Origin of the sequence: Francisella sp. SYW-9 (genome assembly GCF_008711465.1) — a bacterium.
GTDB lineage: Bacteria > Pseudomonadota > Gammaproteobacteria > Francisellales > Francisellaceae > Francisella.
In genome coordinates this window covers 1-4,280 of sequence record NZ_VXKQ01000043.1, presented here as the reverse complement: position 1 = coordinate 4,280, position 4,280 = coordinate 1, and the positions used below count along the sequence as shown (strand labels likewise).

Genomic DNA, 4,280 nt, shown 5'->3' with positions numbered 1-4,280 from the left:
TTTGAAATCTTCTAATGATAAAATAACAACAGCTTCTTTTTTTGATCCTCTAGTAACTATTATTGGAGAATGATTTTCTGTAACCATGTCCATAGAGTCTGATAATGAACTTCTAAAAGTTGAATAATTAACTGTTTGCATAAATCTTAACATGAGTACTTAAATAAGTACCTAAAGTATAGATTTACTTTTTAAAAAAGTCAAAAAATCTTTTCTTTTTCCTCGCGTACGCGTTTAAAGACTTTTATCTTTATTCTTTTATATCTTTTGGTAAAAGCTGAGACCATTGAAAATAAAGGGCTAGCGAGAACTAAAAACATATTTTTGTCAGTGAAAAACATATTTTTGTCAGTGAAATGGAGTTTAAAAACATATTTTTGTCAGTGAAAAACATATTTTTGTCAGTGAAAAACATAATACTCAATAATAATATGTTGTAATTGATCCATTGCTTTGATAAATTTAAAAACATATTATTAAAAATGTCTATGTCATGCGTAATAAAAATGTTGTTATGAGTAATAAGATCGTAAAAGGTCGGTATTCTTTCACGAGAGAAGAACAAAACTTTATTTACAATGTCATTAGTCAAATATCACAAGAAGACAAAGACTTTAAAATTTACAAAGTATTTTTTAAAGATGTTCAAGGATTAGAGAAAGCAACAAAACATTACAAAAGATTTGTTGGTTTTGCTGAAAGTTTATTACAAAAAATAGTTAGAATCAGAGATGAAGAAAAGAAAAGAACAATAGTTTGTTCTTGGTTTTCTCATATTAGCCATCAAGATGGTAATTCTTATATAGAATGTAGCTTTGACCCTGAATTAAAGCACTATCTAATACAACTCAAAGAAGAGTTTGTCCAAGCCAAATTACCTTTACTTTTAAGCTTTAAAAGTAAGTATTCAAGCAGATTATATTTACTTCTCAAAAGCGACTATGATAAGCAATACAAACATAGAAGAAATCTTTTTGTCACCTATGATGTAGAAGATTTAATAAATCGTTTTGAAATGCCTAAAAGCTATAAACAAAGGTACTCATTATTTAAAAATGATTTTTTAGATAAAGTAATCGAAGAAATAAACGATAAAACAAAGATTCAAATAAATTACAAAGAACTTAAAACAGGTCGTAAAATAACATCTATAGAGTTTTGTATAACAGAGAAAGGAAAGAGTGAAGATGAATTTAATAGAGAGCTTTTAGAAACTAAAACAAGAGATGATTATATACCAATAGGCTTTAATTCTAAGGCTATAGATATTCTATTAGATGACGAATTAGATTTAAAGATAAATGATATTAAGCATATTTTTGACCACTATAAAGCCGAAGATATAGAACAAATTTGCTTGGACTTATATAATAGCTGGGATAATTCAGAACTTATATCAAAAATAGGTTTTTTGCGTGGTAAATTAAAGCATCTGAATAGAAAAAAAACAGAAAACCACATGTTTGGATTTGATGAAGTATAACTTAATTTTTTTACATAAAAGTTATATAATTACAAGATTACTATTAATGCAAAGGTTATATTGATGCTAAAAGGTCATATTGCCGCTGGATATGCGAGAGATGTTGCACTAAATAAGAATCATCGCGACTTTGGCACTTTGTCGAATTTAATGTGTTGGGATGCTGTTATTCAATCTCTCTATAATGCCAAAGCCATTAGTGAGAGAAAATATAAATCATTATTTGAAAAAAATCTAGGACGACAATGTGAAAGCGTTATTGATCCAAGTTCTTCAACAATAGTTGGATCAAAATATGATTTATTTAGAGTCCCTCAAGGAAGTTTTTTAGGTTTTTTTGAAATTAATAGAAACTCACAATATAGACTTATACACGCTATGTTATCAGTAGGGGCTGGTTGTGCCGCAGGAAACAAGAATGCATGCATAGGTATTGGAAATTATGTTGGTTGGGAGATTTTAAATTTATCAAACTTACGCTGGATGCCCGAACAACAGTGTTTTAATTTGGTTCCTCTTGGAAACGAAGGAGAGGCTCTAATACATGTTCGATACAGCTTGAGTATTTATGAATAGGAATTTCAATAAGCTTAGTTAATATAATATTCTTAATTATAAACTATCTCCCAAGATATTGAACAGTTATTTCTTCTCTACCATGCCCAAGTTCTTCAGAAATAATCATTCTAGTTTCAAAATCTTGTATTTTCTGCTCAGGAGTTAATTGTTTTGATGTTAGGCCTCCATTTTTTGGGCATTCACGTCCTGTTAGTTGCCTATATCTATCTTGAGCATAAGCGTGGCGAAAGCCGTGCATATTTTTAATTTCTGCCCGCTGACAAGCTTTATCTAATGCCTCTCTAGCTTGATAATATTTTTTATCAGACTCTATTAATGACCCTTTGCCAGCTATATCTTTTACTTTTTGTAACAATTCTTTTTGTTTTTCGTTTAAAATTGGGATTGTTCTTGGTCTTCCACCCTTTGTCCAAGAGCTTTTAAGCTCTATTCTATTATCTTTTATTGCATAATTAGGTTGAAACTTTAGGCTTTCCTCTCTTCTTAAACCAAATTCTCGTTGAAGTTGAATTGCTAGTGATTGCCTATTATTTAATTTCGCTAGCTTGTTATAATTTAGCTCTTGAGCTTTATTTTTTGAATTATCGCTATATTTTCTATTCTCAATTTCTAATTTTTGGTTATCAGGAAGTTCCTTTCCTAATTTCTCTCCGAGCCATCGAATACAGGCGAGTCGATTTTTAATTGTTGCTGTTGTTAATCCTTGAGCTTGCCATTTATCCCTTAAAATATAGCAATGTTTTGCTCCAAAATTCTTGGCTGTTACGTGCTTATGTCCCATCTGAGCCAAATCTTTATTAGCCCTAAGCAATATATTTTTTCTATTAGCTTGAGTTGAAAAACTTCCGTCTTTGTTATGTTTAAGAGCGGAAAGTATAACTCCTCTAAAAATATTATTAGCCATATAATTATAATGCCTTCTTTGTTAAGTGCTTCAGTCCACCTTAAATTCAAGATTTAAGATAATTAATGACTGAGACATTAAAATTTTAAGTGTTTAAATAAATCTCTGCTATTGCTATAGTCTGTATTTATCTATTACCGACACTAATGATCGTAATGATGTTTTTTATTCTTAAAATGGCGTATTGAAAATTAAAAAAACAAATAAAAAAACGAGAGCCATCTTTCTACAAGACAATCTTAATTGTTTCTGCCTTTAGGCTTCATCAGTTGTAGTGTTTTTCATTATGTTTAATATGGTAATATTTGTCAATATAATTTTTAACTATACATGCTAGAATAACCAATAATAAAAAATTAATTACATAAATAACAATCCTGTCACTGCGGACATAAATATCCGAATTGACAGGATTAATATAAGGAGAAAATATTGATTTTCAACAAAACAAGAAGCAAAGAAATAGAAGCAAAGTTAAATTATTTCAAAGAAGCAAAAGAGGATATTGAATCAAACTTATGCAAACTTCAAAAAGAACACAATACAGCGATCAAAGAGATAGAAAGCTTAAAAAGTGAATTATCTACTCAAAAAGACACTCTAATAGCAAAATTCAAAAAGTTGTATCAAGAAAAGCTGATAAAAGCTACTGAAGAGTCAAAAAAGCTCTATAAAGAGGCGGTAATTGGTAGGGAAGAAGACAAAAAAAAGATAAACAACCTTATAAGGGGCATCAAGCTCCAAAAACATAAAAAGGCTAGCATTGATACCTTAGAGCTTAAAAAAGCCAATAACGAGCTTAAAAAAGCCAATAACGAGCTTAAAAACAAACTAATGAAGGTTGAGAAGAATAGAAATGAATTAGAGAAAGCATTAAACAAGAAACGATTAACAAAAGAACAGAACAAAAAGAAACAAGATTTGTTGAAGTTGAGAAGAAGATAACTTAATAGTGATATCTACACTGAATAATAATTAGATTCTTATTTTCTATTTTGTAGATTATTCGATGTTCTTTGTCTATTCGCCTAGACCAATAACCAGAGAAGTTATGCTTCAAAGGTTCAGGTTCTCCTAATCCTTCAAAGTTATTTCTCACAATATCCTTAATTAATAAATTAATTCGTTTTAGCTTTTTCTTATCTATGCTTTGCCAATATAGATAATCTTCCCAAGCATTAGTTGACCAAGAAATTATCATTCTTCAATTAATTCTTTTTGGATAGCTAAATTAGCTTCTACTTCATTAATAGATTTTTGTAATCTTTTATAGTTATTCATGCTTCTCATAAGATAAGCTGTTTCTTCATAAGC

6 protein-coding genes are annotated in these 4,280 nt (G+C 29.3%); 3 read left to right on the top strand and 3 right to left on the bottom strand.

Annotated elements, in window-relative coordinates:
• Nucleotides 1–141 (bottom strand): type II toxin-antitoxin system Phd/YefM family antitoxin (locus tag F3D62_RS13285; protein ID WP_150468497.1); only part of this gene is annotated, 141 nt, incomplete at its 3' end.
• A gap of 352 nt (nucleotides 142–493) precedes the next feature.
• Here F3D62_RS13285 and F3D62_RS12070 point away from each other — a divergent pair.
• Both F3D62_RS12070 and F3D62_RS12065 read left to right on the top strand, forming a co-directional pair.
• A complete protein-coding gene (locus tag F3D62_RS12070) occupies nucleotides 494–1,483 on the top strand; it encodes a replication initiation protein (RefSeq protein ID WP_150468496.1) in 990 nt (329 codons plus the stop codon).
• 150 nt (nucleotides 1,484–1,633) lie between these two features.
• Nucleotides 1,634–2,059 carry a hypothetical protein gene (locus F3D62_RS12065; protein ID WP_191092619.1) on the top strand — a complete coding sequence of 142 codons (426 nt, stop codon included), beginning with the start codon at nucleotides 1,634–1,636 and terminating at the stop codon, nucleotides 2,057–2,059.
• A 43-nt stretch (nucleotides 2,060–2,102) separates the two neighbouring features.
• Here the strand turns inward: F3D62_RS12065 and F3D62_RS12060 are convergent, their stop codons facing one another.
• A complete protein-coding gene (locus F3D62_RS12060; RefSeq protein ID WP_150468494.1) occupies nucleotides 2,103–2,966 on the bottom strand; it encodes an integrase domain-containing protein in 864 nt (287 codons plus the stop codon).
• 432 nt (nucleotides 2,967–3,398) lie between these two features.
• On the opposite strand from F3D62_RS12060, the gene F3D62_RS12055 reads away from it, so the two are divergent.
• Complete coding sequence (locus F3D62_RS12055) at nucleotides 3,399–3,911, top strand: hypothetical protein (RefSeq protein ID WP_150468493.1); 513 nt, start codon at nucleotides 3,399–3,401, stop codon at nucleotides 3,909–3,911.
• Nucleotide 3,912: 1 nt separating this feature from the next.
• Here F3D62_RS12055 and F3D62_RS12050 read toward each other — a convergent pair whose 3' ends face one another.
• The gene (locus F3D62_RS12050) at nucleotides 3,913–4,167 is read right to left on the bottom strand and encodes a Txe/YoeB family addiction module toxin (protein ID WP_150468492.1); all 255 of its coding nucleotides are present in this window, start codon (nucleotides 4,165–4,167) and stop codon (nucleotides 3,913–3,915) included.
• Nucleotides 4,168–4,280 lie beyond the last annotated feature (113 nt).